This is a genomic window from Microbacterium sp. SW12 (genome assembly GCF_055391095.1).
Genome location: NZ_AP024335.1, coordinates 651,824 through 677,804, shown reverse-complemented (window position 1 = coordinate 677,804; position 25,981 = coordinate 651,824). Strand labels below are relative to the sequence as shown.

The 25,981-nt window shown below is 66.7% G+C and carries 22 protein-coding genes, 1 pseudogene and 1 riboswitch; of the genes and pseudogenes, 12 read left to right on the top strand and 11 right to left on the bottom strand.

All coding sequences use genetic code 11. From position 1 onward, the window contains the following. Positions 1-12: 12 nt before the first annotated feature. From MICSW_RS03350 to MICSW_RS03320, 7 genes and pseudogenes are all read right to left on the bottom strand, one after another. Entirely contained in the window at positions 13-1,311 is a 1,299-nt protein-coding gene (locus MICSW_RS03350) for a thymidine phosphorylase (protein WP_347424312.1), read from the bottom strand. Further along, positions 1,308-1,709 (bottom strand): cytidine deaminase, encoded by a 402-nt coding sequence (locus MICSW_RS03345; protein ID WP_228177523.1) that lies wholly within the window; start codon positions 1,707-1,709, stop codon positions 1,308-1,310. The genes MICSW_RS03350 and MICSW_RS03345 overlap by 4 nt, the downstream gene beginning before the upstream one ends. A 62-nt stretch (positions 1,710-1,771) precedes the next feature. After that, entirely contained in the window at positions 1,772-3,073 is a 1,302-nt protein-coding gene (locus MICSW_RS03340) for an ABC transporter permease (protein ID WP_374198003.1), read from the bottom strand. Further along, positions 3,070-4,296 (bottom strand): annotated as a pseudogene (locus MICSW_RS03335) (ABC transporter permease); the annotation flags it as partial. The gene MICSW_RS03340 and the pseudogene MICSW_RS03335, both read right to left, overlap by 4 nt. Positions 4,297-4,360: 64 nt before the next feature. Next, the gene (locus MICSW_RS03330; protein WP_228177521.1) at positions 4,361-5,881 is read right to left on the bottom strand and encodes an ABC transporter ATP-binding protein; all 1,521 of its coding nucleotides are present in this window, start codon (positions 5,879-5,881) and stop codon (positions 4,361-4,363) included. 126 nt (positions 5,882-6,007) lie between these two features. Beyond that, positions 6,008-7,111: a BMP family lipoprotein gene (locus tag MICSW_RS03325; RefSeq protein ID WP_228179565.1), complete on the bottom strand. Its 1,104-nt coding sequence runs from the start codon at positions 7,109-7,111 to the stop codon at positions 6,008-6,010. Between the two features lie 161 nt (positions 7,112-7,272). Further along, positions 7,273-8,388, bottom strand: a complete 1,116-nt coding sequence (locus MICSW_RS03320; protein WP_292725902.1) for a mannose-1-phosphate guanylyltransferase — start codon at positions 8,386-8,388, stop codon at positions 7,273-7,275. 212 nt (positions 8,389-8,600) lie between these two features. On the opposite strand from MICSW_RS03320, the gene sdhC reads away from it, so the two are divergent. The 6 genes from sdhC to MICSW_RS03290 all read left to right on the top strand — a co-directional run bounded on the left by sdhC (position 8,601) and on the right by MICSW_RS03290 (position 14,764). Then, positions 8,601-9,035, top strand: coding sequence for a succinate dehydrogenase, cytochrome b556 subunit (gene sdhC / locus MICSW_RS03315; protein ID WP_228179563.1), 435 nt, complete (start codon positions 8,601-8,603; stop codon positions 9,033-9,035). Next, positions 9,035-9,493, top strand: a complete 459-nt coding sequence (locus tag MICSW_RS03310) for a succinate dehydrogenase hydrophobic membrane anchor subunit (protein WP_347424310.1) — start codon at positions 9,035-9,037, stop codon at positions 9,491-9,493. The genes sdhC and MICSW_RS03310 overlap by 1 nt, the downstream gene beginning before the upstream one ends. 36 nt (positions 9,494-9,529) lie before the next feature. Next, the gene (gene sdhA / locus MICSW_RS03305; RefSeq protein ID WP_464496749.1) at positions 9,530-11,335 is read left to right on the top strand and encodes a succinate dehydrogenase flavoprotein subunit; all 1,806 of its coding nucleotides are present in this window, start codon (positions 9,530-9,532) and stop codon (positions 11,333-11,335) included. 2 nt (positions 11,336-11,337) lie between these two features. Continuing rightward, positions 11,338-12,132 (top strand): succinate dehydrogenase iron-sulfur subunit, encoded by a 795-nt coding sequence (locus MICSW_RS03300; protein WP_464496748.1) that lies wholly within the window; start codon positions 11,338-11,340, stop codon positions 12,130-12,132. Between the two features lie 178 nt (positions 12,133-12,310). Next, on the top strand, positions 12,311-13,525 hold the full coding sequence (locus tag MICSW_RS03295) for an MFS transporter (protein ID WP_347424309.1): 1,215 nt from the start codon (positions 12,311-12,313) through the stop codon (positions 13,523-13,525). Between the two features lie 9 nt (positions 13,526-13,534). Next, entirely contained in the window at positions 13,535-14,764 is a 1,230-nt protein-coding gene (locus tag MICSW_RS03290; protein ID WP_292726354.1) for a YihY/virulence factor BrkB family protein, read from the top strand. Between the two features lie 15 nt (positions 14,765-14,779). Here the strand turns inward: MICSW_RS03290 and MICSW_RS03285 are convergent, their stop codons facing one another. Continuing rightward, positions 14,780-15,436 (bottom strand): DUF1345 domain-containing protein, encoded by a 657-nt coding sequence (locus MICSW_RS03285; RefSeq protein ID WP_464496747.1) that lies wholly within the window; start codon positions 15,434-15,436, stop codon positions 14,780-14,782. Positions 15,437-15,538: 102 nt separating this feature from the next. On the opposite strand from MICSW_RS03285, the gene MICSW_RS03280 reads away from it, so the two are divergent. Both MICSW_RS03280 and trpS read left to right on the top strand, forming a co-directional pair. Continuing rightward, complete coding sequence (locus MICSW_RS03280; RefSeq protein ID WP_464496746.1) at positions 15,539-16,387, top strand: exodeoxyribonuclease III; 849 nt, start codon at positions 15,539-15,541, stop codon at positions 16,385-16,387. A gap of 40 nt (positions 16,388-16,427) precedes the next feature. Then, positions 16,428-17,432 (top strand): tryptophan--tRNA ligase, encoded by a 1,005-nt coding sequence (gene trpS / locus MICSW_RS03275; RefSeq protein WP_228179180.1) that lies wholly within the window; start codon positions 16,428-16,430, stop codon positions 17,430-17,432. 77 nt (positions 17,433-17,509) lie between these two features. On the opposite strand, the gene MICSW_RS03270 is transcribed toward trpS, so the two are convergent. After that, positions 17,510-17,788 carry a DUF559 domain-containing protein gene (locus MICSW_RS03270; RefSeq protein WP_375236713.1) on the bottom strand — a complete coding sequence of 93 codons (279 nt, stop codon included), beginning with the start codon at positions 17,786-17,788 and terminating at the stop codon, positions 17,510-17,512. Between the two features lie 737 nt (positions 17,789-18,525). On the opposite strand from MICSW_RS03270, the gene MICSW_RS03265 reads away from it, so the two are divergent. Together MICSW_RS03265 and MICSW_RS03260 are read left to right on the top strand one after the other, a co-directional pair. Further along, the gene (locus MICSW_RS03265; RefSeq protein WP_464496745.1) at positions 18,526-19,113 is read left to right on the top strand and encodes a GNAT family N-acetyltransferase; all 588 of its coding nucleotides are present in this window, start codon (positions 18,526-18,528) and stop codon (positions 19,111-19,113) included. A gap of 12 nt (positions 19,114-19,125) precedes the next feature. Next, on the top strand, positions 19,126-20,001 hold the full coding sequence (locus MICSW_RS03260; RefSeq protein ID WP_464496744.1) for an Fpg/Nei family DNA glycosylase: 876 nt from the start codon (positions 19,126-19,128) through the stop codon (positions 19,999-20,001). Between the two features lie 221 nt (positions 20,002-20,222). Here MICSW_RS03260 and glpK read toward each other — a convergent pair whose 3' ends face one another. Both glpK and MICSW_RS03250 read right to left on the bottom strand, forming a co-directional pair. Continuing rightward, positions 20,223-21,761, bottom strand: coding sequence for a glycerol kinase GlpK (gene glpK / locus MICSW_RS03255; RefSeq protein ID WP_348681196.1), 1,539 nt, complete (start codon positions 21,759-21,761; stop codon positions 20,223-20,225). Between the two features lie 49 nt (positions 21,762-21,810). Next, a complete protein-coding gene (locus tag MICSW_RS03250) occupies positions 21,811-23,544 on the bottom strand; it encodes a glycerol-3-phosphate dehydrogenase/oxidase (RefSeq protein WP_464496743.1) in 1,734 nt (577 codons plus the stop codon). A gap of 101 nt (positions 23,545-23,645) precedes the next feature. Between MICSW_RS03250 and MICSW_RS03245 the strand changes: the two genes are divergently transcribed. Both MICSW_RS03245 and ribD read left to right on the top strand, forming a co-directional pair. Then, entirely contained in the window at positions 23,646-24,614 is a 969-nt protein-coding gene (locus MICSW_RS03245) for a sugar-binding transcriptional regulator (RefSeq protein WP_464496742.1), read from the top strand. Between the two features lie 53 nt (positions 24,615-24,667). Further along, positions 24,668-24,827, top strand: a riboswitch (FMN riboswitch). Positions 24,828-24,913: 86 nt separating this feature from the next. Continuing rightward, positions 24,914-25,972: a bifunctional diaminohydroxyphosphoribosylaminopyrimidine deaminase/5-amino-6-(5-phosphoribosylamino)uracil reductase RibD gene (ribD, locus tag MICSW_RS03240; RefSeq protein ID WP_464496741.1), complete on the top strand. Its 1,059-nt coding sequence runs from the start codon at positions 24,914-24,916 to the stop codon at positions 25,970-25,972. Positions 25,973-25,981 lie beyond the last annotated feature (9 nt).

Genomic DNA, 25,981 nt, shown 5'->3' with positions numbered 1-25,981 from the left:
AACGAAGGATGCTCAGGCGGTGATGCGCTCGAGGACGATGGGTGTGCGCGAGAGCTCGGCGTCACCAATCTCCCACGCGTTCTCGAGCGCGTCCAGTGCACGAGGGAAGCGAGCCGCATCCTGCGCCGAGAGTGTGAACAGCGGCGCACCGGCGGCCACCGAATCGCCCGGCTTGACGTGCAGGTCGATGCCTGCTGCGTGGATGACGGGATCTTCGGCGCGCGCACGGCCGGCGCCCAGACGCCACGCGGCGACACCGAACGGCAGGGCCTCCATGCGGGTCACAACCCCAGCGCGAGGTGCGGTGACGGTGTGGGTCTCGCGCGGGGCGGGAAGCTCGGCATCCGGGTCCCCGCCCTGGGCGAGGATCATCGCGCGCCACGAGTCCATGGCGCGTCCATCGGCGAGCGCCGCCTCGACGTCAGCATCCGGCTGGCCCGCCAATGCGAGCATTTCTCGGGCCAGAGCGAGGGTGAGTTCCACGACGTCGGCAGGTCCGCCGCCTGCGAGCACCTCGACGGATTCCCTGACCTCGTTCGCATTGCCGATCGCAAGGCCGAGCGGCGTGTCCATGTTGGTCAGCAGCGCTGTCGTGGCCACCCCGGAGTCAGTGCCCAGCGCCACCATCGTGCGTGCGAGTTCGCGGGCACGATCCACGTCGCGCATGAACGCACCTGAGCCGAACTTCACATCCAGCACGAGCGAGTCAGTGCCCTCGGCGATCTTCTTCGACATGATGCTCGAGGCGATGAGGGGGATGGCCTCGACGGTGCCAGTGACATCGCGCAGCGCATAGAGCTTCTTGTCGGCAGGAGCAAGGCCGGATCCGGCTGCGCAGATCACGGCACCCACGTCCCGCAGCTGCGCCGTCATCTCCTCGTTCGAGAGCGCCGCGCGCCAGCCCGGGATGGACTCGAGCTTGTCGAGAGTTCCGCCGGTGTGCCCGAGGCCTCGCCCCGACAGCTGCGGCACGGCGACGCCGAAGGATGCCACCAGTGGCGCGAGCGGCAGCGTGATCTTGTCTCCCACCCCGCCCGTCGAGTGCTTATCGACAGTCGGCTTACCGAGCCCCGCGAAGCTCATGCGCTCCCCCGACGCGATCATCGCATCGGTCATCACCCGGATCTCGTTGCGCTGCATCCCGTTGAGCAGGGTTGCCATCGCGAACGCGGCCATCTGCGCATCAGCAACATATCCGCGGGTATAGGCATCGACCATCCAGCGCAGCTCCAACTCAGGAACGGCGCCCCCGTCACGCTTGATACGGATGACGTCAACGGCGTCGAACGGCTCGATCGGCGCCTCGCTCATGCGCGTGCCTCCTCGAGGTCACGGGGCCCGAAGGCATCCGGCAACACCTCATCGATCGTGCGGATACCGGAGACGGTGTGCAGCAGCATGCCAGGCGCGGAGTGCTCGTAGAGGAGCTGTCGACACCGACCGCACGGCATGATGATCTCCTCCGCACCGTTGACGCACACGAAGGCAGTCAGCCTGCCGCCGCCGCTCATGTGCAGTGCCGAGACGAGTCCGCATTCAGCGCACAGTCCGACACCGTACGAAGCGTTCTCGACGTTGCAGCCCGAGACGGTCCTGCCGTCATCGACGAGCGCTGCCGCTCCGACCGAGTAGTTCGAGTACGGGGCGTAGGCGCGGCGCATGGCCGAGATTGCCTCGGTGCGCAGCCTGTCCCAATCGATGTCTGTCATGCGGGTCCTCCCGGCTCACGCAGGTCTCAGCGCCCCCACTGGTGGCGAGGGCGCTGATCCCGTTATTCCTTGATGTAGGGCTTTCCGTCGGCGGCGGGCGCCCGCGAGCGTCCGACGACACCGGCGACGACGAAGATCGTGACGACGTACGGCAACATGAGCATGAACTCGCTCGGCACCGGGGAACCGACGATGCTCAGGGTGTTCTGCAGGCTCGACGCGAACCCGAACAGCAACGCCGCGAGGGTCGCCTTGATCGGGTCCCACTGGCCGAAGATCACGGCTGCGAGCGCGATGAAGCCCGCTCCTGCCGTCATCTCCTTGTTGAAGGCGATGCCGTTGCCGATCGTGAACACGGTGCCGCCCAGGCCCGCGATGGCGCCGGCGAGCAACACGTTCCAGAACCGGGTCGCGTTGACCTTGATGCCGACGGTGTCAGCGGCCTGCGGGTGCTCGCCGACGGCGCGCAGGCGCAGGCCCCAGCGGGTGTGGAACATGCCGACGTAGACCGCCGCCACGGCGATGTACATGAGGTAAACGATGATCGTCTGGTTGAACAGCACCGGGCCGATGACCGGGATGTCGGCAAGGAACGGAATCGGCATCCGGTCGAACCGCGGCGGACTGTTGAGCGTCGCACCGTTGGGCTGCAGGACCTGCGAGTACAGGAAGCTCGTCAGCCCGATCACGAGGACGTTCAGCACGACACCGACGATGACCTGCTCGACGAGGTACTTGATGGCGAACGCGGCGAGGATGAAGGCGACGAGCATGCCCGCGACCATGGCTGCAAGAAGCCCGAGGAGAGGCTGGCGGGTTGCCGAGGCGACGACCGCTGCCGTGAACGCGCCAGCCAGCAGCTGACCCTCGATCGCGATGTTCACGACACCGGCACGCTCGCCGATCACGCCGCCCAGCGCGCCGTAGATGAGCGGAACGGCAAGTCCGAGAGACCCCGCGAGGAGCCCCGCCACGGGAATGGCAGCGCCCGCTGCGGCCCAGGTCAGGAAGCCGACGACGATCGCAAGGATGTACACGATCACGATCCACAGCGGCGAACGCGCGTACGCACGGACGAAGAACACGGATGCGACAGTCAGCAGCACGAGCAGGACGACACAGATCCAGGCCGTCGCCATGACGGGCACAACGAGCTCGGGAAGCTGAATCGCATCGGTGGGCGTGGACAGCCGGAAAGTCGTCGCTCCCTCCCGCGGCGCGGCCAGCAGCAGGATGGCGAAGAGCGCGGTGAAGATCGTGAGAGCGATCGGAACCTTCCAGCTGCGGATCTTTTCCGGCTGGGCGGTTGCCAGGGGGGCGATGGGTACGGTCCCTTCGCCCGTGGGGGATGCAGTCGTGCTCACGCGGCACCCCCTTCAGTGCGGGCTTGCGCTTTCAGCTGCTTCTGCCGTGCCTTCTCGCGCTTGCGGCGGTCGCGCTCGGGCGAGGGCAGGAAGAAGATCGTACGCACCAGCGGCGGCGCCGCAATGAACAGCACGATGAGCGCCTGGACGACAGTGACGATCTCGACCGGAATCTGCTCGGCGGCTTGCATCGAGTACCCGCCGGCCTTGAAAGCGCCGAACAGGATGCCGGCCGCGAACGTTCCCCAGGGAGTGGAACGTCCCAGCAGCGCAACCGTGATGGCGTCGAATCCGATGCCTGCGTCGATGTCGGCCGAGAAGCCGGTCGTCACGGTTCCCAGCACCTGGTTGACACCGGCGAGACCGATGAGCGCACCGGAGATCAGCATGCCGTAGACATACATGCTCGAAACCTTGATACCGGCCACCCGCGCCGCGTTGGGATTCTCACCCACGGCGCGGAACTGGAAGCCGAGGCTCGAGCGCGACAGGATCCACCACACCAGCACCGTCGCACCGATCACGAGGATGAAGCCGAAGTGCAGGTTGTAGGAGGGACCGAGAAGGTCGGGGAACACCGCGGTGTCTTTCATCGCTGGCGTCTTGGGGTTGCTTGATCCCGGGGCCTGCAGCAGGCCAGGGGTACGCAGCATCCACGAGATCAGGTAGAACGCGATGTAGTTGAGCATGATCGTCACGATCACCTCGTGCGCACCGGTGCGCGCCTTCAGCAGGCCGGCGATCCCGGCCCACAAGGCGCCGGCGATGAGGCCCGCGATGAGGGCGACGATCATGTGGATGCCCCAGGGCAGGTCGAGCGAGAAGGCCACCCACCCCGCGGCGGCCGAGGCCATCAGCATCTGGCCGCGACCACCGATGTTGAACATGCCGATGCGGAAAGCGAGAGCGACACCGAGCCCCGCCGCGATCAGCGGGGTCGCGAAGGTGAGCGTCTCGGTGATGGGCTTGATGGCTCGCTCGAAGCTCGGCGCGTCGAAGTTGTAGATCGCCCCCTGGAACAGGGCGACGTAGGCGCCGCTCACGGCATCCCACACTGCCGCGATGGTGTCCATCGGGCGTGCGAAGAAGTATGCGGATGCCGCCTGCACGTCTTCATCGGTGAAGGCGATCATGATCCCACCGACGATCAGGGCCAGGAACACCGCCAGCACCGAAATGATCGCGTTTCCCTGCGTGATGCGACGGAACGTCTCGTGCCACTTGCCGGGGGTGGGACCTCCGCGGAGCCGGGCTTCGAGCTACGCGTGGACTCTGATGCCGTCGTGCTCATGCGGCAGCTCCTTCCGTGCTCGGGGTCTCGCCGGCCATCATGAGACCGAGAACCTCACGCGGAGTGTCTCCGGGAACGATGCCGACGATGCGTCCGCGATACATCACCATGATCCGGTCCGCGAGAGCGACGACCTCATCGAGTTCGGTGGACACGACGACAACGGGGATGCCCGCGTCGCGGGTCTGAACGACGCGCTTGTGGATGAACTCGATAGATCCGACATCGACACCCCGCGTCGGTTGCGCGGCAACCAGAAGCGACAGTTCACGGCTGAGCTCACGGGCCAAGACGACCTTCTGCTGATTACCACCCGAGAGGGTACCGACGGGCGTATCGACGCTCTGCGCGCGAACGTCGAACTCCTCGAACTTCTCCTGAGCGAAAGCCGCCAGCGCCGCGCGTTGCACGGTGCCCGCCTTCACAAAGGGAGCCCCGTGGGCGCGGTCGAGCATGAGATTCTCAGCGATCGTGAAGGGGCCGACGAGACCATCTTCCTTGCGGTCCTCGGGGACGAACCCGACACCGGCGTCGAGGATGCCTCGCACGCTGCGGCCGATGAGCTCGGTTCCGTTCAGCGTGGCCGAACCGCGGACGATCCCTTGGAGCCCGACCAGCGCCTCGGTGAGCTCGGTTTGCCCGTTGCCCTGTACACCGGCGATGGCCAGAATCTCACCGCCACGCACCTCGAAGCTGACGTCGTCGACGATCGGGTGGCCGGTGGGGTCGAGCACCGACAGCCTCGAGACAACGAGAGCAGAATCGCGCAGCTGCGGCGGGTCCTTATGAACCGTGAGTTCGACGGCGCGACCGACCATCATGGACGCGAGCTCAGCGTTCGACGATTCGGGCGACGCTTCGCCGACGACCTTGCCGAGCCGGATGACGGTGATGCGATCAGCCACCTCGCGGACTTCGCGAAGCTTGTGGGTGATGAAGACGATGGATGCGCCCGATTCCTTGAGCTGACGCATGATGGCCATAAGCTCGTCGGTCTCCTGCGGGGTGAGCACCGCCGTCGGTTCATCGAAGACGAGCACCTTGGCGTCACGGGAGAGGGCCTTGATGATCTCAACGCGCTGCTGCACTCCGACGGGCAATTCTTCGACAAGAGCGTCGGGGTCGACGTCGAACCCGAACCGCTCGGAAATCTCCCTGACCCGCTGCCTCGCTGCATTGAGGTCGAGAAACCCGCCGGCCTTCGTGGACTCGTGGCCGAGCATCACGTTCTCGGCGACCGTGAACACCGGAATCAGCATGAAGTGCTGGTGCACCATGCCGATTCCCGCGCGCATGGCGTCGCCGGGTCCGTGGAAATTCTGGACGTGATCGTCGAGGAGGATCGTGCCCTCGTCGGCCTGGTAGAGGCCGTACAGGACGTTCATCAGCGTTGACTTGCCGGCGCCGTTCTCACCGAGGAGACAGTGAATCTCTCCGGGTTCGACCACGAGATCGATGTGGTCGTTTGCGACGAGGCTGCCGAACCGCTTGGTGATCCCGCGGAGTTCGAGCTTCATGATGCCGATCCTAGGAGACAGGCCGGGCCGACGCACCGAATTGCGTGGCCGACGTGTGGGCGGTGAAGGGCGATAACGACAGCGGCGGGGAGGCTGGACACCCAGCCTCCCCGCCGCTGAGGGTTATCAGCCCGCGAGGTACGACGTGACCGGGATGGATCCGTCGATGATGCCCGCGGCGATCTCGTCGAGCTCTGCCTGCAGGTCGGGCGAGACCTTGCTCTCGAAGTCGTGGAACGGAGCCAGGCCCACACCACCGTTTTCGAGGGTGCCGACGAAGGGAGCCGAGTCGAACTCGCCGATACCGGCGGCCAGGACTGCATCCTCGACACCCACGTCGATCAGCTTGCGAATCGACGTCAGGAGGAGATCGGCAACGGTCGGGTCGGTCTCGTAGACGTCGGCGTCGACACCGATGAGGGCGATGTCCCGGCCCGAGTCACGGATGACGGATGCGGCGCTCTGGTAGATCGGACCACCGACCGGGAGCAGGACGTCGACACCCTGGTCGACCAGGCCCTGCGCGGCGTTGATCGCGTCCTGGTTGGCGACGAAGCCACCGGTGAAGACACCATCGGTGCCGTCCCAGCCGAGAACCTCGACGTTGGCGCCGTTGGCCTCGTTGTAGTACGCCACGCCCTGAGCGAAGCCGTCCATGAAGATCGACACTGTCGGGAAGTTCATGCCACCGAAGGTGCCCACCTTGCCGGCGGTCGAGTATGACGCTGCGGCGTAGCCGGCGAGGAACGCGGCCTGCGCGGTGTCGAAGACGATCGGCTTGATGTTGGGAGCGTCGGTCTCACCGTCGAAGTCGTTGTCAACGACGTCGTCGATCGAGACGTACTCGATGTCGGGGTTGGCCAGGGCCGACTCGCCAGCAGCGGAAGCCAGCGCGAAGCCCACCGTGATGATCATCGAGCAGCCCTGGTCGACCAGGTTGGTGAGGTTCGGCGCGAAGTCAGACTCCGAGTCGGACTGGACCGTCAGGAACTCGACGCCCAGCTCGTCAGCCGCACGCTCAAGGCCTTCGTAGCCGAGCTGGTTGAACGACTTGTCGTCGAAGCCACCGGCGTCGGAGACCATGCAGGGCTTAAAGCCTTCAACGACGTCGCCGCCGGCGGATGACGTGGTCTCCGTGTCAGTGGGGGCCGACGCGCAGCCGGCGAGTGCAACGAACATGCTTGCGGCAACGAGGCCGCCGAGCACGCGCTTACGGGTGGAAATGGTCAACTGTGCCTCCAGGTGAAGGGCCCGCCCAGACGGCGGGTGCATCTGGAGAATCTACCTAGCGAATCGCCACGATGCATGCTCCAGACAGCCGCCACTGAGCAATGGTTACAAACCCGCAATAGAGTCGTCACGCAAACTGCTCGCGCCGGGGCTCAGGCATGTCAGAGGACGTCGCCGCGACCGCCGAGCTTGAGCGCGTCGACGACACCCTTTACCCGCTGCGCGTGCTCGCTCGTGGTCACCAGGAGAGCATCCGGAGTGTCGACGACGACGATGTCCTGCACACCGATGAGGCTGATCACCCGCGAGGTCTGCGACACGACGATGCCGCTGGAGGCGTCAGAAAGGATGCGGGCATTCTCGCCGAGGATGGCGAGGTCGTTCTTGCGGCCGTGGGAGTTGAGCTTTGCCAGGCTCGCGAAGTCGCCGACGTCATCCCAGTCGAAGTGACCGGGGATCACAGCGAGCTTGCCCTTCTCGGCGGCGGGCTCGGCAACCGAGTAGTCAATCGCGATCTTGGTCAGGGCGGGCCAGACCCGGTCGACGACCGGCCCCCGACGGTCGCGGTCGTCCCAGGCCTCGGCGAGTTCCACCAGCCCGGCGTGAAGTTCGGGGTTGTTCGCCTCGATCTCAGCAAGCAGCACGTCGGCGCGAGAGATGAACATCCCCGCGTTCCAGAGGTACGAGCGGTCGGCGAAATAGGCCCGGGCCGTCTCGAGATCGGGCTTCTCTACGAATCGCTCGACGGTGGCAGCCTCCGGTGCGCCGTCCACGAGAAGTTCGTCGGCCTTCTTGATGTAGCCGAAACCGACCGAGGGCTCGGAGGGCTGGATGCCGATCGTGCTGATGTATCCCTGCCGAGCCACCGCGACGGCCTGCTGCACCGCCCACTGGAAGAGGTGCGGAGGCCGGATGACGTGGTCGGCCGCAAAGGATCCGATGATGACGTCGGGTTCACGGCGCACGAGCACGGCAGCCGCCAGTCCGATCGCCGCCGTCGAGTCGCGAGGCTCCGATTCGAGGAAGACGTTGCGGTCGGGGACGCCGGGCAACTGGGCCTCGACGGCTGCGCGGTGCGCGCGCCCGGTGACCACGGCGATGCGCTCGCTTCCTGCCAGAGGTTCGAGCCGATCCCAGGTGTCACGGAGCAGGGAGTGCCCGGATCCGGTGAGGTCGTGCAGGAACTTCGGGGCGTCGGCACGCGAGAGCGGCCAGAGCCGGCTGCCGATGCCGCCCGCGGGGATGACGGCATAGAAGTCGGAGATCTCCTGAGACATGCCCCCAGGCTACTGGGGCGGCCTTTCGAGCACGTGTCCGGGAAGTGACAGCACGCGACAGCAGTACCCCCGAACTAAGGGTGGCCTAAGAGCCGCGCCCGCTCCGGGCGCAATAGGATGGGACTCGCGCCCGAGTGACGCCGAGGGACCTGCGCCAGGTTCCCGTTGGGGCACTGACCGCCCCGCTCGTGTTCGATCCAGGGAGGACGACCGTGTCTGCACCAGCACGCGTCACACCGTCGGTATCCGAAACCACCTCCAAGACCCCTCGTGGAACGCTATACCGCGGCCACGAGGGCATGTGGTCGTGGGTTCTTCATCGCATCACCGGCGTCGCCATCTTCTTCTTCCTTCTCGTCCACATCCTCGACACCGCGCTCATTCGGGTCTCCCCCGAGGCCTACAACGCGGTGATCGGCACCTACAAGAACCCGATCATGGGCATCGGCGAGGTGTTCCTGGTCGGCGCGATCGCCTATCACGCCTACAACGGCCTGCGCATCATCATCGTGGACTTCTGGTCCAAGGGTGCGCGCTACCAGCGCCAGCTCTGGTGGATCGTCCTCGGCGTCTGGGCAGTGACGATGATCGGGTTCACCCCCCGTCACCTCATCAATGTCTTCAGCTCGATGGGAGGCGGTCACTGATGAGCGCTCCCGCGATCGCCGAACCCCGCGCCTCCCACAGCACTCCGCGCCGCCGCGGCGTCAACCTCGAGAAGTGGGGCTGGGTCTACATGCGAGCATCCGGCATGGTGCTCGTGGTCCTGATCTTCGGTCACCTCTTCGTCAACCTCATGGTGGGCGACGGCATCAACGCGATCGACTTCGCCTTCGTTGCCGGAAAGCTCACCAACCCGTTCTGGCAGTGGTGGGACGTCCTCATGCTGTGGCTCGCGCTGATCCACGGCGCCAACGGTATGCGCACCATCACCAACGACTACGTGACTCACGCCAAGACCCGCACCGTGCTCGTCACGGCGATCTGGGTCACCGCGGCGCTTCTGATCCTGCTCGGCACCCTGGTGGTCTTCACCTTCGACCCCTGCCTCGGGTTCGACCCGGCTACCGCGTCCGACACGATCATCGGCCTGTGTGCCTCGTAATCCTGCCGCTCACCTGACATCGAAAGCACAGCACCCGTGACTACTCAGAGCGCCGAAAGCGTCGTCAAGGACGGCGTCCATTACCACCAGTTCGACATCGTGATCGTCGGCGCCGGCGGCGCCGGCATGCGCGCGGCCATCGAGGCAGGCCCCGGCGCGAAGACCGCGGTGATCTCCAAGCTCTACCCGACCCGGTCCCACACCGGCGCGGCCCAGGGCGGCATGGCAGCTGCCCTCGCGAACGTCGAAGAGGACTCGTGGGAGTGGCACACCTTCGACACCGTCAAGGGTGGCGACTACCTCGTCGACCAGGACGCCGCCGAGATCTTGGCGAAAGAAGCCATCGACGCGGTCATCGACCTCGAGAACATGGGTCTGCCCTTCAACCGCACCCCGGACGGAAAGATCGACCAGCGTCGCTTCGGCGGTCACACCGCCGACCACGGCAAGAGCCCTGTCCGTCGCGCCTGCTACGCCGCCGACCGCACCGGGCACATGATCCTGCAGACGCTGTTCCAGAACTGCGTCAAGCTCGGCATCAACTTCTTCAACGAGTTCTACGTGCTCGACCTCATCACGGTGAAGGATGCCGAGGGCAAGACCCAGGTCGCGGGCGTCGTGGCCTACGAACTGGCCACGGGCGACCTGCACGTCTTCCAGTCCAAGGCAGTGATCTTCGCGACCGGCGGCTTCGGCAAGATCTACAAGACGACCTCCAACGCCCACACCCTTACCGGTGACGGCGTCGGAATCGTCTGGCGCAAGGGCCTGCCGCTGGAGGACATGGAGTTCTTCCAGTTCCACCCGACCGGCTTGGCCGGGCTCGGCATCCTGCTGACCGAGGGCGCCCGCGGCGAGGGAGCCATCCTCCGCAACGCATCCGGTGAGCGTTTCATGGAGCGCTACGCTCCCACCATCAAGGACCTCGCCCCCCGCGACATCGTGAGCCGTTGCATGCAGCAGGAGGTCGCCGAGGGTCGCGGCGCCGGCCCCCACCGCGACTACGTGCTGCTGGACTGCACGCACCTCGGTGCCGAGGTGCTGGAGACCAAGCTTCCCGACATCACCGAGTTCGCGCGCACCTACCTGGGTGTGGACCCCGTCGTCGAGCCGGTTCCGGTCATGCCGACCGCCCACTACGCGATGGGCGGCATCCCGACCAACGTCGCCGCCGAGGTGCTCAGCGACAACGACACGGTCGTGCCCGGGCTCTACGCCGCCGGGGAGTGCGCGTGCGTCTCGGTGCACGGCTCGAACCGACTCGGTACGAACTCGCTGCTCGACATCAACGTCTTCGGCAAGCGCGCCGGCCGCAACGCGGTCGAGTACGTCAAGACCGCCGATTTCGTCAGTCTCCCCGAAGACCCTGCTGCCGGCGTCCGCGAGATGATCGAAGGCCTTCGCAACAACCCCGGCGGGGAGCGCATCGCCGTGCTGCGCAAGAAGCTGCAGGACGAGATGGACAAGGGCGCTCAGGTGTTCCGCACCGAAGAGTCCCTGAAGCACGTTCTCGGCGTCATCGAGGAACTGCGAGCTCGCTACCTCAACATCCATGTCGACGACAAGGGCAAGAGGTTCAACACCGACCTGCTCGAGGCTGTCGAGCTCGGATTCCTGCTCGACATCGCCGAGGTCGTTGTCGTCACTGCCCGCAACCGGCTCGAAAGCCGCGGGGGCCACATGCGCGACGACTACCCCAAGCGCGATGACGAGAACTACATGCAGCACACGATGGCTTACCTCACGGGCGACCCCCACTCGTCGGTCGCGGATGACCACATCCGCCTCGACTGGAAGCCCGTGGTCATCACTCGCTACCAGCCGATGGAGAGGAAGTACTGACGATGAGCGCGACGCTTGTCTCCACGGATGCCGCCACCGATGAGCAGGGCGACATCGAGCAGTCCCCCGAGCCCACCGGCATCCAGTCGTTCCTGGTGACCTTCATCATCCGCCGCTTCGACCCTGAGGTGGATTCCGAGCCGCGCTGGGTCGACTACGACGTCGAGCTGTACTCGACTGACCGCGTGCTTGACGCCCTCCACAAGATCAAGTGGGAGGTCGACGGGTCACTGAGCTTCCGCCGCTCCTGCGCGCACGGTATCTGCGGGTCGGATGCGATGCGCATCAACGGGCGTAATCGTCTGGCGTGCAAGACCCTCATCAAGGACCTCGACATCTCCAAGCCCATCTACGTCGAGGCCATTAAGGGTCTGCCGCTGGAAAAGGACCTCATCGTCGACATGGAGCCCTTCTTCGCGTCCTACCGCGAGGTGCAGCCGTTCCTCATCGCGAACTCCACGCCGGAGCCGGGCAAGGAGCGCATCCAGTCGATCGCCAATCGCGAGATCTTCGACGACACCACCAAATGCATCCTCTGCGCGGCGTGCACCTCGTCGTGCCCCGTCTTCTGGACCGACGGCCAGTACTTCGGGCCCGCCGCGATCGTCAACGCGCACCGCTTCATCTTCGATTCGCGCGACGACGCCGCCGATGTGCGCCTGAACATCCTCAACGACAAGGAAGGCGTGTGGCGCTGCCGCACGACCTTCAACTGCACGGAGGCCTGCCCCCGCGGCATCGAGGTCACCAAGGCGATCGCTGAGGTCAAGCAGGCGGTGCTGCGCGGGCGCGCCTAAGCCGGACCGCATCTGCGGCGCGGCAAAGCCTAAGCCGGGCCGCATTGCGGCGCGGCAAAGCCTAAGCCGGGCCGCATCTGCGGCGCGGCACGGCCCCGTGCCCCACGTCGGGCTTCATGCCTCGTTGAGGATCTGAATCGCTTCTTCGCCGGGGCTCCCTGGTCGCTACTCTGGCCGAATGAGTACCGCAGACGCGTCGATGGTCGCCGGCGCTGCGCGATCGACGTCCACGCGCGTCGCAGTGTTCGCCGCCTACGCGGCTCAGGGACTCGGGTATGCCGTCGTGGTCACCTCCCTCCCCGCGCTCAAGCAGCGGCAGGGCGTGGATGACACTGTCGTCACGCTCATCGTCCTGGGTGTTGCTATAGCCGCCGCGGGTGGTTCCGTGCTCGCCAACGCGCTCGCCGTGCGCTTCGGGAGCCGCACCGCGCTCGTTGTGGGACTCCTCCTTCAGGCGGCGGCCCTTCCCGCCATCGCACTACCGACCCCCTTCCCGCTGTTCGTCTCCCTCTTCGCGGTCTACGGCATCGGCCTCGGCTGCGTGGATGCCGCAACCGCGATGCAGGGCGTCATCGTGCAGCGCGCCCACGGCAAACCGCTCCTCGGCGGCTTCTTCTCGGCCTACACGGCTGCCGCGATCGCCGGAGCCCTCCTCGTGTCGGCGATCGCAGCGTCCCCCTTTGCTGCGGGCGTGGCCATCGGGACGGCGGGCGTTGCAATCCTCGTGGTGGCTGTGGTCGGCATCCGCCTCTTTGCGCGGGAGGTGCCGATCGAGACTGCCCTCCCCGCGACTGAGCGCGCTCGCCTGCCCCGAGCCGGAATCTGGGCTTTCGGTTTCGTCATCCTGGCAGTGTTCGTCGTCGACTCCGCCGTGAGCACCTGGAGCACGGTCTACCTGCAGGACGACCTCGGGGCTCTGCCCGCCCTCGCGCCTCTCGGATACGCCGCCTACCAGGTGTGCGTCCTGATCACCCGCCTCGCGACCGACCGGCTCCTGGGCATCATGAGCAGGGGCCGCCTGGTGACCGGCGCGATCGTCGTCTCGGTGATCGGCGTCGTGGCTGTCGCGCTTCTTCCCTTCGAGATCGCGGCGATCCTCGGCTTCGCTCTAGCTGGGGCCGCGACCGGCATCCTCATCCCCGTGACCTTCGGCGCCGCCGGCGACCTCTCCCCCGCTCACTCCGACCAGGTGATTGCCCGGGTCAACATCTTCAACTACGCCGGGGCGATCCTCGGAGCCGTCATCGTCGGTCTTCTTGCCGACGGTCCGGGACTTGCCATCGCATTCCTCATCCCTGCGGGGGTCCTCGCAGCCTCCCTCTCGGTGGTCCGCTGGTTCCGCACGGATTCGCGCCACGCTGTCGAAACGGATGCCGCGCGTGAGGCTCGATAACCTGAGAGCGTGAGTTCGCCCGACCGAAACCGCCGCGACACCGCGCGCGCGGCGCAGCAGCAGGAAGAGACCCTGCGGGCCCGGTGGGAAGAGACCCAGGAGCGTCTACTCACACGGTTCGAAGAGCCGATCTCGTTCGCGACGCGAGTCACCAAGCGGACGCTGGCGTGGTTTCCAGTTCGCGTGTGGCGCCACTTCCTGATCGCCAACGGATTCCTGCTTGCCGCCGGAGTGAGCTACCAAGCCTTGTTCGCGATCTTCGCCGCCGTCTACGTCGCCTTCGCACTGGCCGGGCTCTGGCTCGGCGGCAGCGAACAGGCAATCCAGAACCTCATCGACCTCATCAACCAATACGTTCCGGGATTGATCGACAAGGACGGGCCGATCACGCCTGATGCCGTGGCGGAGATCGCGACCAACTCGGCGAGCCTGTTCGGCATCACGGGTGCGATAGCTCTCGTGACGTTGATCTGGACGGCGATCGGCTGGGTGACGTTCTCGCGCCGCGCCGTCCGCGAGATCTTCGTCCTCCCCCCTGACCGGCGGCCGTACCTGCTGCTCAAGAGCGGCGATCTTCTGGCAGCGGCGCTCTTCGGCATCCTGCTGCTGATCGGCGGCGGACTCGGGGCAGTCGGCACCTGGGCACTGGATATCGTGTTTTCGCTCTTCGGGCTCGACACCGGATCGGTGTGGTTCTCGATCGGCGTGCGCACCGCGACCCTTCTCATCTCCTTCGCCATCAACGCCGCAGCCCTGGCCGCGCTCTACCGGTTCCTCACCGGCACGAGCCTGCGGTGGCGCACGATCTGGCCGGGAGCTCTGCTCGCCGGAGCGGCGGTCACGGTTCTTCAGCTCGGGGCCGGGTGGCTGCTCAGCTACACGCCGACGAACGCGCTGCTGGCCACCTTCGCGATCTTCGTCGGTCTGCTGCTGTGGTTCCGACTCATCGGCATCATCATGCTGGTCGGCGCAGCGTGGATCGCGATCTCGGCCCGCGACGAGAACATCCCGCTCTTGGAGAAGACCGAAGCGGAGCAACTCGCTGAGGAGCACGCCGCGCTGCTGCTCGCGGCCCAGGTGCGCCTGCGCACCGCACAGGAAGCGCTCGATGCCGCCCCGTGGTACGCGCGGTGGGCAGCGTCCCGGGACGTACGCCGCGCCGAAGAGGAGCTGGCGGAAGTGAAGGCGTCGGCGCCGCCGACGCCCCGCGGACCCAGCGCGCTTGACGGCTTCGTCTGACGCACCGCGCGCCGATCACGAGCCGAACGACGTCAACCGGCTCAGCGCGAACACGATGATCGCCCCGTTGAAGAAAAACGAGATGACGGAGTGCACCGTCATGAGCCATCGGATGCGTGATGAGTACGTCTCGACATCCGATACGGCGAACGTGGTGCCGATCGTGAAGGCGAGATAGGTGAAGTCGACGATCGAGGGTTCCGGAGTTCTCGGGAACCGCAGCGGCGGCTCCGCGGCGGTGCGGTAGCGGTACATGTACCACTGGGCGAAACCCCAGTGCAGAAGGCCCCAGGAGAGCACCATCGCCCAGATCCCGATGAGGCGGAAGATGAGGCCGGTATTCGACCCGTCGTCTGCGATGACGACGGTGATGGCCGCAAACACGCCAATGACACTCGGCAGGACCGTTACTGCTGCCAGAACGATGCTGACCCAGGCGCTCCGCTCAATTGCGAGGGTCTCCGGAACGGGATCTCCGCGGTACGCGAGAACCGCGAGAATCGCCATCGCGCCGACCGCGTACAGCGATCCGGCGATGCGCCACACCACGAGTGCATCGATCGTGTCATCCGCGATGACGATAAGTCCGGTCGCGGCGACGGCTAGCTGTAGCGCCCATCCGAGGATGAAGAACGTGGCGCGCCAGCGCCTGCTCAGGACAGCTCGTGCCACCGCGACCTCCCGGCTTCACGACATCGATCGCGCGCGCCGCGCGTCGTCCCGTCGAGCGTAGCGCGGGGCAGCGTGTCGGTGACGACGCCTAGGCTGAAGCGCGTGCCACGAACCATCCGCATCGCCTCCATCAACGTCAACGGCATCCGGGCTGCCACCCGCAAGGGAATGCTCGAGTGGATCGAGGAGGCAGACGTCGACATCATGGCCCTGCAGGAGGTCCGCGCAAACGAGGAACAGCTGACCGCGGCGCTGCCCGGGTGGCGGATCGTGCACCATGAAGCGCTCCAAAAGGGCCGCTCCGGTGTCGCGGTAGCGAGCCGGATGGATGCCGGGGCCTTCCGGACAGTGCTCGGCCCAGAACCGCTCGACCAGTCGGGTCGCTGGATCGAGGCTGACTTCAACATCGACGGGGAAACGCTGACGGTGGTGAGCGCCTATGTTCACTCCGGCGAGGACGGCACCCCCAAACAAGATGCCAAGTACGCCTTCTTGGACGCGATGCAGGCACGGCTGCCCCAGCTTGAGGCCCACTCACCACTCGCGCTCGTTATGGGCGACATGAACGTCGGGCACCGCGAGCTCGACATCCGCAACTGGAAAGGCAACCTCAAGAAGGCCGGATTCCTCCCCCGCGAGCGCGCATACTTCGACCGCATCTTCGCTCCCGCGGGCTCCGAGATCGAATGCGTCGACGGATCCAACGGCACCGGACTCGGGTGGGTGGATGTCGGACGCCGCTGGGCCGGCGAGGTCGATGGACCGTACTCATGGTGGTCGAACCGCGGCCAGGCCTTCGACAACGACACCGGGTGGCGCATCGATTACCACCTCGCCACTGCTCCGCTGGCCGAGCGGGTCACGGCGTACCGAATCGACAGGGCACCGTCGTGGGACACCCGCTGGAGCGACCACGCGCCGGTCGTCGTCGACTACACGATCGGCGGGTGAGCGAGACGGCTGCCACATCGCCGCGGCCTAGGATTGTCGGGTGACCAAGCCCCGCCTGTACTCCGGAATGCAGCCCTCCGCCGACTCCCTCCAGATCGGCAACTACATCGGCGCGCTCATGCAGTGGCGGGATCTGCAGGAGGCCTACGACGCGTTCTTCTCGGTCGTCGACCTGCACGCACTGACGCAGCCGAACGATCCGGCCGAGCTGCGTGAGAAGACCCGGCGCACCGCGGCCCAGTACATCGCCGCAGGCATTGAACCGTCGAAGTCGACCCTGTACGTGCAGTCGCACGTTCCAGCGCATGCCGAGCTGGCATGGGTGCTCTCGACGCTCACCGGCTTCGGTGAGGCGGGGCGGATGACCCAGTTCAAAGACAAGTCGCAGCGGTACGGCCAGGATGCGACATCCGTTGGGCTGTTCACCTACCCGGTGCTCATGGCGGCCGACATCCTGCTGTACCAGACCGACATCGTGCCCGTCGGTGACGACCAGAAGCAGCACGTCGAGCTCACGCGAGATCTTGCCGAGCGCTTCAACGGACGATACGGCACCACCTTCCGGGTGCCGATGCCCGTCATTCAGCAAGACACCGCCCGGATCTACGACCTGCAGAACCCGACGGCGAAGATGTCGAAGTCGGCCGAGTCGGATGCCGGCGTGCTGTGGCTGCTGGATGAGCCCGCCAAGAGCGCCAAGAAGGTGATGCGTGCCGTCACCGACAGCGAGGGCTCGGTGCGATACGACCGCGAGAACAAGCCCGGTGTCTCGAACCTGCTCGTCATCTACGCTGCCCTCACTGGTCGGCAGATCCCCGCGATCGAAGACGAGTACGCCGGCCGCGGCTACGGCGACTTCAAGAAGGGTCTCGCCGACGTCGTAGTGAACGAGTTCGAGCCGGTGCGGGCTCGGGCGCTGGAGCTGCTCGATGACCGGGCCGAACTCGACCGGGTTCTGGCATCCAACGCTGCTCGCGCCGAGTCCGTCGCACGCTCGACCCTTGGCGACGTCTACGACCGGATCGGTCTACTGCGCCGCGCCTGAAAATCCTGCGGCGCCAACTCCTGCAATTCGCAGGCCAGAGTTCACTCGGCGGCACCAAAGATACCCTTCTGCAGGAGTTAGCGTCGCCTCCGACCGTGGGCCAGCACTGACCGTAGGGCCTCGCGAACACGATCGGGGCGATAGAGGATGTCCTCTGCCAAGAGCCGGAGGGTCGTGTACCCGCTGAGGGCAGCGGCAAGGTCTCGCTCTCGATCACGTCGCTGGGTGCGCTCATCGGCGTGGAAGGCGACGCTGTCGCACTCGACAACGAGCCAGCCGTCGACGACAAAGTCCACTCGCCCCACCCCGGGCAGCTGCGCCTGAATCACGAAGGATGCGCCCAGCGACCGCAGCATCAGCCGTACCAGTGTCTCCGTTCCCGACTCACACCGAGGGTCGAGCAGGCTTCGAATCCGGCGGTATCGCTGAGGCAATCGATCAAAAACCTCAGCGATCTCGCTCTCCGTGACCAATCCCTGATGCCAGGCGCTGTCGAGCGTTGCAACCGCGTACCGAGCGGGCTGACACCGACACGCCTGGGCGAGCGCCTCAACAATCCCGCACACGAGATCGTGTCTTGGGGCATCCGAGGTGCGCCAATGAGCCACCACGCCATGACGCGACGGGAGCCGGCTCGCGTCGCGCTCGAACTGCACGTGTAGGCTGTGCCGCTCAGCAACAAAGACGCCTTGTAGCCGCAAGAGGGACACGCAATCGAGGCGACCGCCGACGGCGGCGGCCCGTGCAAGCGGTAGCGGGGTGTCAGCTGGAAGGTAGACGTCTCGACGGGCACGGAGCCACGATCCTGATCGCACCGCCGCCCGAAGTGCGGTTCGACCCAGCCCCAGACTTCCCAGTTCCGTGCGGTTATAGCGACGATACGCAGGGTTCATACGGAGAGAGTGGCGCCGTCGCACCGCCGGAAGACCTGGCGTCTGCACAGCAACAGCAAACGGGCGAGAACGCGAAGCTGGGGAGGACGCGTCACAACTCCTGCAATCCGTACTCGCGAATGGCAGAGCCGACACCCGGCCCCAGCTATTGCAGGAGTTGCGACGCGCCGCTCGACAAGCCCGGCGCATAGGGTGGGGCGATGGATGTCGTCGTGCTGCGCACCGAGCGATGCGAACTCTCGCCGCCGACCGACGCCGACGTGGATGCGATCTTCGAGGCGTGCCAGGATCCGGCGATCCAGCGATACACCACCGTGCCTTCGCCGTATCTCCGCGAGCACGCCGAGCAGTTCATCCCTCGCGTGCAGCGCCACTGGGCCGAGGGAAGAGAGGCGACGTGGGGCATCCGTCACGACGGGCGCCTCGCCGGCATGATCGGGCTGTACCGTCGGGAGCCGGATGCTGCTGAGCTGGGGTTCTGGATGTCGCCCTGGGCGCGTAGGCAGCACCTCCTCACCGAAGCTGCCACCGCGGTCGTCGACTTTGGGTTCGAATCCGCGGGAATGTCGCTGGTGCGCATCGAGTGGCGCGCCGTCGTGGGAAACACCGGGTCGGCGCGGACGGCTCGCGCACTCGGATTCCGCTACGAGGGGACGCTGCGCCAGGCGCTCGCCGGCCCTCTACAGCGAGACGATGCCTGGATCGCAGGCCTTCTTCCCGGCGATGACCGCACGCCGGTAGCGTGGCCGGTCCTCGATCGGGGTCTGCCGCCGATTCCCACCCCATGACAGGATGGCGCCATGCCCGAGATGCCGGAAGTGCAGGGACTGGTCGACTACCTCGCGGGCCGCTTGCCGGAACTGACCGTCTCACGCGCGACGGTGACAAACATCGCAGCCCTCAAGACCTACGACCCGCCGCTGGATGCGCTCGTCGGCACGACGGTGCTGTCGGTGTCGCGCCACGGCAAGTTCATCGACATCGAAGCACAAGCGGACGCTGCTCCCGCGCTGCACCTGATCTTCCACCTCGCGAAGGCGGGATGGCTCCGTTGGTACGACGGACTGCCGAGCACGATCATCCGTCCCGGTAAGACTCCCATTGCACTGCGCGTCGGCTTCTCGGACGGCTCGGGATTCGACCTCACCGAAGCCGGGACGAAGAAGTCCCTCGCCGTCTACGCGGCCCGAAACCCGACCGACGTACCCGGCATCGAGCGGCTCGGTCCCGATCCTCTGGACCCGACCTTCGATCGCGAAGCCTTCGCCGCACTCCTGAGGGGGCGCCGCACTCAAATCAAAGGCGTGCTGCGCGATCAGTCGATCATCGCCGGCATCGGCAACGCCTACTCCGACGAGATCCTCCACGCGGCACGGATGTCGCCGTACGCTCTGGCAGCAAACCTGACCGATGCCGACATCGACACCCTCTTCACCGCAATGCAGCACACCCTCGCCGAGGCGATCGCGGAGGCATCCGGGAAGCCGCCCGCAGATCTCAAGGATGCCAAGCGCCGCGGGATGCGCGTACATGGTCGTCGCGGCCAGTCATGCCCCGTGTGCGGCGACGAGGTGCGCAGCGTCTTCTTCGCCGACAACTCTCTCGAGTACTGCCCCACGTGCCAGACCGGCGGCAAGCTGCTCGCCGATCGCCGCCTCTCTCGCCTCCTGAAGTAGCGCAGGAGCGAAGCGAACTGCGCGGGGCTCGCGGAAACTGACGCACGGCATACCCGACCACCCGATCGTCTATGCAGGAGCGAAGCGAACTGCCCAGCGCTGGGCTGGCACCGGGTCTGGCGGGAGCCGGCGCAGCCGGCGAGGGCATGTCCCCGCGCTGGGCAGTTCGCGTAGCGGCACCACTTACCGCAGCGACCGCCCATCGGCGCAACGCGAACGAATCAGTCGCCGAGCGTGTCCATGAGTGTCCGGGCGTCGTCGTCGACCCAATCGAGGGACTTCGTGACCGCCTTCTTCCAGAGGCGGTAACGGCGAGCGCGTTCCTCGTCCGACATCTGCGGCTCGAACCGGCGGTCGACCTGCCAGTGTTCGCGTAGCTCGTCAAGGTCCGACCAGACTCCGACGGCGAGGCCTGCCGCATAGGCAGCGCCGAGGGCCGTCGTCTCGACCACGCGCGGGCGCACGACCGGGATGCCGAGGATGTCGGCCTGGAACTGCATGAGCAGATCGTTCTTCGTCATCCCACCGTCGACGCGGAGTTCCGAGAGGTCGCGGCCGGCATCCCCGACGACGGCCTCGATCACGTCCCGGGTCTGGAAGGCGGTCGACTCGAGAGCGGCGCGGGCGATGTGCGCGCGGGTCACGTACCGGGTGAGGCCGACGATCGCACCGCGGGCATCCGGTCGCCAGTAGGGAGCGAACAGGCCCGAGAATGCGGGCACGAAGTACGATCCGCCGGCGTTCTCGACGGTCATGGCGAGGGTCTCGACATCCTGCGCGCGGTCGATGATCCCGAGGTTGTCGCGCAACCACTGCACGAGCGATCCGGTGACGGCGATCGAACCTTCCAGCGCGTAGTGGGCGGGCCCGTCGCCGAGCCGGTACGCGACCGTCGTGATCAGACCGTGCCGGGACCGGACGATCTCGGTGCCGGTTCCGACCAGCAAGAAGTTGCCGGTGCCGTAGGTGTTCTTCGAATCCCCGACCCCGAAGGCGGCCTGACCGAAGGTGGCGGCCTGCTGATCGCCAAGGATCCCGGCGATCGGCAGTTCTCGCGCGGTGCCCGGAAGCGCGAGCTCGCCCACGACGTCCGACGACGATCGGATCTCGGGCATCATGGCGCGCGGGATGTTCCACAGCGCGAGCATCTCGTCCGACCAGTCGAGGGTCTGCAGGTCCATGAGCAGCGTGCGGCTCGCGTTGGTGACATCGGTCACGTGCGCTCCGCCGCTGGTGCCGCCGGTGAGATTCCACACCACCCACGAGTCGGGGGTGCCGAACAGCAGATGGCCGGCTTCGGCATCCGCCCGCGCCCCCGGCACGTGGTCGAGGATCCAGGCGATCTTGGATGCCGAGAAGTAGGTGGCAAGCGGAAGACCCGTCACCTCGGTGACCCGATCGCCGACCCCGTCACGGGCCAGCGCATCCAGCCGAGGCTGCGTGCGGGTGTCTTGCCACACGATGGCGTTGAAAACGGGCTGCCCGGTGCGGCGGTCCCACACGATCGCGGTCTCGCGCTGGTTCGTGACCCCGGCCGCGGCGATACCGGATGCCTGCAGGTGAGCCTTGGCGAGGACGCCAGAGATCACCCACTCGGTGTTGGTCCAGATCTCCATGGGGTCGTGCTCGACCCAGCCGGCGCGCGGAAATATCTGCTCGTGCTCGCGCTGAGCCGTTGCAACTACCGTTCCGGCACGATCGAACACGATTGCCCGCGTCGAGGTGGTGCCCTGGTCGATGGCTAAGACGTGTTCGGCCACGATGCCTCCCGAAGTGTTGAGCGCCTCCAGGCGATGGATGTCGCGCCGCTCAGGCTACCGGTGCCGCTGCGGGCTGCCAGGTCGGATCGGCGGCGTGGACAGCGGCAAGTGCCGCGGCGACCTCTGCCCTGGCGGCATCCTCGTCCCATCCGAGGACGGGCGCGACGGCGTCGGCGATCTCGGCGACGACCGCGGGAGTCGCCTCACCGCGGAACGCGAGGCTCGTGCGGCGCAGCAGCAGGTCGGCCAGATGGACGACATCCTCTGTGCTCGCCAGGTAACGCAGCTCGCCGGTGCTGTAGGCGGGAAGGGTCCGGAGTGGCCGGTCATCGGCATCCTCGTCGACGAAGGCGATGACCTCGCGGGCTGTCGTTCCGTAGCGTTCGAGGAGGGTGGCTGCGGCATCCTTCGAGAGCCCCCGGCGGTTCTCGGCGACCCACTGGTGCCGTGCCCGCTCGGTCACCGGATACCCGGCTCCGCCGCCGATCGCACGGCCATGGGTCGTGACGATGCGGGGCCGAGCGAGCAGAGCGAGGGCGTCATCGGTGAGGTGGGCGGCGGAGGCACGGAAGGTGGTCCACTTGCCGCCGACGAGGCTGATCACCGTGGTGTCCGCCGACCCGGGGAGCTGCTCGGTCTCGACACGGTAATCGCGCGAGACGAAGCCGGGAGCGAGATCGCCGTGGCCGGGAAGCGGGCGGACACCCGAGAAGCGGTACACGATCTGCGAGCGGTCGACGGTGATGTCGGGGAAGACGTGCCCGATGAGGTCGATGAAGTAGTCAACTTCGGGCTCGGTGCACACCGCGGGCTCTGCCATGTCGTGCTCGAGGTCGGTGGTGCCGACCAGGACGCGTCCCTTGAGCGGGTAGATGAGCACGATGCGACCGTCGCGGTGTTCGAAGAAGATCTCTCGACCAGCCGTGGCTGCCAGCAGCTCGGGGTTGTCGAGCACGATGTGCGACCCCTTGGTGCCGCCCATGAAGGTCGTCGGCGCGCCGAGCGCACGGTTGGTGAGGTCGGTCCAGGGTCCGGATGCGTTGATCACGACCGCGGCGCGGAACGGGAACTCGGCACCTGTCTCGGTGTCGCGAAGCGTGATCGCGCCGTCCGCTGCCCCCACGACTTCGAGGTAGTTCGCGGCCCGGGCGCGGTCGCCACCGGCGGCACGCCCGTCGCGGAGCAGATCGAGCGCGAGTCGCTCAGGGTCGTGCACCGAGGCATCCCAGTAGGTCGCGGTGTACTTGACGGTCTCGTTGATCGCCGGAAGCGCTCGCAGCGAACCGGCGCGTCCGCGGAAGGTGTGGCGGGGAACACGGCCGCCGCCGCGCGAGAACGAGTCGTAGATCGTAAGGCCGATCTTGATCAGCGCGGCGCCGCGCTCGACGTGCTTTCCTGCGCCGTGACGCAGGAAACGGAGGGGCGCCGAAAACACCCCCGAGAACGTGGAGAAGATCGGGATCGTCGTCTGCAACGGACGGACGTAGTGGGGAGCCGTGGCGAGCAGATCGTTGCGTTCCGTGACCGCCTCGTGCACAAGCCGGAACTCGCCGTTCTCGAGGTAACGGACGCCGCCGTGGATCATGTGCGACGACGCTGCTGATGCGCCGCTGACGAAGTCACCGCGTTCGACGATCGCGACATCCACGCCCTGGAGAGCGAGGTCCCGAAAAGTCGCGAGTCCGTTCACCCCTCCGCCGACGATGAGGACATCGGCCTGCGGCCGGTCGCTCAACTGGGTGACGGTGCCTCGCTCGACACTGTTTCGTTCGACGACGCTCATCGATTGGTGTCCTTCCTCGCTCGGGGACTTCCCGCGTGCTCCCATCGTCCCATGACTGATCGAAGTTGCAGACCTAATGCACATACGTGCACACTGTTCGCGTGAGCGACGACTCAAACCACTTGCGGCGGGCACTGACCGCCGCCCACCTCTACTACGTCCAGCTCCGCACCATGGATGCCATTGCCGCCGAGCTCGGGACCTCGCGCTCCACGGTGTCGCGACTGCTGTCGTTTGCGCGCGCCGAGGGAATCGTCGAGGTGCGCGTGCGTTCACCCCTCGACGCCCCGGGACTCGTGGAGACGCAGCTGCGGCGCCAGTTCGGCGTCCGCGCACAGGTCATTCCCGTCCCCGAATCGGTGAGCGATCTCGAGCGCCTCGACCGCGTCGCGCAGGGAGCAGCTCAGTTGCTCGATGAGCTAATCGTCTCGGATCTGGTGGTCGGCATCGCGTGGGGATCAACACTGGCTGCAATAGCACGGCGTCTCACTCCCAAGCGCGTGCACGGCACGACATTCGTGCAGCTGAACGGCTCGGGGAACGTGAAGACGTCCGGTATCACGTATGCGAGCGAACTGCTCAGCAGATTCAGCACCGCATACGGTGGGGATGCCGAACAGTTCCCCGTCCCCGCGTTCTTCGACGATCCCGAGACTCGGCGCGCACTCTGGCGGGAGCGCAGCACGCGACGCATCCTCGATATCCAGAGCCGCATGGGTCTCGTGCTGTTCAGCGTGGGAGCGTTCCGGGCCGAGGTACCCAGCCGCGTGCACGCCGGCGATTACCTCGAACCCGCCGACCTCGAGCAGCTGAAGGCAGAACGGGTCGTGGGTGACGTCGCGACGGTCTTCTACCGCGCGAACGGCTCGACCGAGGGGATCGCGTTGAACGAGCGGGGATCGGGCCCCTCGTTCGATCTGCTTCGCGCGGTCCCGCGGCGCTGCTGCATCGTGACCGGCGAGGCCAAGATCCCGAGTCTGCGCGGCGCACTCGCCGCAGGCCTCATCACAGATCTCGTCATCGATGAGCGCACCGCCCGCGCCATGGTCGACGGACGCGAAGCAGCGTAGGCCACCGGGAATGAACGCACGCGCGGCGCGTTGACTACACTCGAGAGCAATGAACGTGCTCCGGGGTCGGTGAGAATCCGAACCGGCGGTGACAGTCCGCGACCCGCTGCATCCGTGTTCGAGAGAACGCCGCAGCGGTTGATCCGGTGAAATTCCGGAACCGACGGTGATGCGACACGAAAGTGTCGTCAGTCCGGATGGGAGGCAGCACAGGTGACGCCACGGCGTTGTCGCCTTCCCTGCCCCGGCGTACCCGACCGGAGTGGGCAGTGAGTCAAGGCACAAGCGAGACAGCGGCGATGAGACGCGCGCTCAACGCCGCGCTGCGCGGTCCCCGCGGGGTGAACCCCCAGGTCGGGGCCGTCATCCTCTCGCCCGAGGGCGACGTTCTCGCCGAAGGCTGGCATCGGGGTGTAGGAACAGCACACGCCGAAGTCGACGCGATGTCACAGCTGACGCCCGACCAGCTTCGCGGCGCCACGGCAATTGTCACCCTCGAGCCCTGCAACCACACCGGCCGCACGGGTCCCTGCGCGCAAGCCCTCATTGACGCTGGTGTGGCCCGTGTGGTCTACGCGGTCGACGATCCCGGCGCCGTCTCGGGCGGCGGCGCCGCGCGGCTGCTCGCAGCCGGAATCGAAACCGAGCCGGGCGTGCTGCGCGAAGACGGCACGGCGCTGCTCGAAAGCTGGCTCACGGTGCAGCGGCTGGGTAGACCGCACGTGACGGTGAAGTGGGCGCAGAGTCTGGACGGCCGGGCCGCCGCCGCCGACGGCACGAGCATGTGGATCACCGGCCCCGAGGCGCGCGCTGACGTGCACCGGCGGCGATCGGATGCCGATGCCATCGTGGTTGGCATTGGAACCGTGCTCGCCGATGACCCGGCGCTCACCGCACGAGGGGCTGCCGGGCAGCCACTGTCGCAGCAGCCCCTGCCTGTCGTTCTCGGGCGGCGCGCGATTCCGGATGCCGCGCAGGTGCGCAGGCATCCCCGCACCCTGATCCAGCGGCCCGGGACAGACCTCACCATGGTGCTGGACGAACTGCGCGATCTCGGCATCCAGCGTGTTTTCGTAGAGGGCGGGCCGACGGTTGCGGCATCATTCCTGCGCGCCGGGCTCGTCGACGAGGTGCTGGCGTATGTCGCTCCGGTACTGATCGGCTCCGGCCCCGACGGCGACAGGCCGGCCGTCACCGACATCGGGGTCACGACCCTCGCTGACGCTCACCGACTCGAGCTGACCGCGCTCGAGCGGCTCGGCGATGACGTGTTGCTTGTCGCACGCCCCCGCGCCGCCGCCGAGGCCCCCGAATCCCCGTCCCCCGAGACCACCGCCGCTGACGCGTCGTCGGTGTAGTCAGGAGAT

What these genes read in the sequence shown, in the direction of transcription:
- MICSW_RS03350 (WP_347424312.1), bottom strand. Translation starts at nt 1,311, where the DNA reads ATGAGCGAGGCGCCGATCGAGCCGTTCGACGCCGTTGACGTCATCCGT.
- MICSW_RS03345 (WP_228177523.1), bottom strand. Translation starts at nt 1,709, where the DNA reads ATGACAGACATCGATTGGGACAGGCTGCGCACCGAGGCAATCTCGGCC.
- MICSW_RS03330 (WP_228177521.1), bottom strand. Translation starts at nt 5,881, where the DNA reads ATGAAGCTCGAACTCCGCGGGATCACCAAGCGGTTCGGCAGCCTCGTC.
- MICSW_RS03320 (WP_292725902.1), bottom strand. Translation starts at nt 8,388, where the DNA reads ATGTCTCAGGAGATCTCCGACTTCTATGCCGTCATCCCCGCGGGCGGC.
- MICSW_RS03310 (WP_347424310.1), top strand. Translation starts at nt 9,035, where the DNA reads ATGAGCGCTCCCGCGATCGCCGAACCCCGCGCCTCCCACAGCACTCCG.
- MICSW_RS03300 (WP_464496748.1), top strand. Translation starts at nt 11,338, where the DNA reads ATGAGCGCGACGCTTGTCTCCACGGATGCCGCCACCGATGAGCAGGGC.
- MICSW_RS03295 (WP_347424309.1), top strand. Translation starts at nt 12,311, where the DNA reads ATGAGTACCGCAGACGCGTCGATGGTCGCCGGCGCTGCGCGATCGACG.
- MICSW_RS03270 (WP_375236713.1), bottom strand. Translation starts at nt 17,788, where the DNA reads ATGCTGCGGTCGCTGGGCGCATCCTTCGTGATTCAGGCGCAGCTGCCC.
- MICSW_RS03265 (WP_464496745.1), top strand. Translation starts at nt 18,526, where the DNA reads ATGGATGTCGTCGTGCTGCGCACCGAGCGATGCGAACTCTCGCCGCCG.
- MICSW_RS03260 (WP_464496744.1), top strand. Translation starts at nt 19,126, where the DNA reads ATGCCCGAGATGCCGGAAGTGCAGGGACTGGTCGACTACCTCGCGGGC.
- MICSW_RS03250 (WP_464496743.1), bottom strand. Translation starts at nt 23,544, where the DNA reads ATGAGCGTCGTCGAACGAAACAGTGTCGAGCGAGGCACCGTCACCCAG.
- ribD (WP_464496741.1), top strand. Translation starts at nt 24,914, where the DNA reads ATGAGACGCGCGCTCAACGCCGCGCTGCGCGGTCCCCGCGGGGTGAAC.